Raw genomic sequence first — 896 nt, forward strand, 5'->3', positions numbered from 1 at the left:
GGCGCGGTGCGCCCGGCGCGGCCGGCGCGCTGGTCGGCTGCCGCGCGCGAGACCTTCACGGTTTCCAGCCTTGTGATGCCGGTGGCCGGCTCATAGGCGGGCTGGCGCTGCAACCCGCTGTCGATGACGATGGTGACGCCGTCAATGGTGATCGAGGTTTCGGCGATCGAGGTGGCGAGCACCACCTTGCGGCGGCCTGCCGGCGCGGGCTTTATCGCGGCATCCTGCTCGGCGCGGGTGAGATTGCCGTAAAGCGGCGCGATATCGGTGTCGTCGCCCACCCTTCCCTCCAGCCGCTCGGCGGTGCGGCGGATTTCGGCCTGGCCCGGCAGGAAGGCGAGGATCGAGCCCTCTTCCGTCGCCAACATGGCGCGCACGGCGTCGGCGACACTGTCCTCGATGCGCGCTTGCGGCGGCCGGGCCTGATAGCGGATTTCGACCGGATAGGCCCTGCCCTTGCTCTCGATCACCGGCGCATCGCCGAGAAGGGCGGCGATCCGGGCGACATCCAGCGTCGCGGACATCACCAGGATATTCAGGTCTTCGCGCAGGCCGGCGCGGATATCGAGCGCCAGCGCCAGCCCGAAATCGGCGTCGAGCGAGCGTTCGTGGAATTCGTCGAATATCACCGTCGAAATGCCGGCAAGCTCGGGGTCTTCCAGCGCCATACGGGCGAACACGCCCTCGGTCACCACCTCGATGCGGGTTTTGGCCGAGACTTTGGTGTCGAGCCGCATGCGATAGCCGACGGTGCCGCCGGGCTCCTCGCCGAGAAGGGATGCCATGCGAAAGGCGCTGGCGCGGGCGGCAAGCCTTCGCGGCTCCAGCAGAATGATCCTGCCCGGCGGGCCGCGCTCCAGCAGGTGCAGCGGCACCAGCGTGGTCTTGCCGGCGCC

General features: G+C 69.2%; 1 protein-coding gene. It reads right to left on the reverse strand.

What is annotated here, in order from left to right; all coding sequences use genetic code 11:
• Window positions 1-896 (reverse strand): helicase-related protein (locus B4E36_RS05200; RefSeq protein WP_345900069.1); only part of this gene is annotated, 896 nt, incomplete at both ends.

Origin of the sequence: Martelella sp. UBA3392, assembly GCF_002358775.1 — a bacterium.
Classification (GTDB): Bacteria; Pseudomonadota; Alphaproteobacteria; order Rhizobiales; family Rhizobiaceae; genus Martelella; species Martelella mediterranea.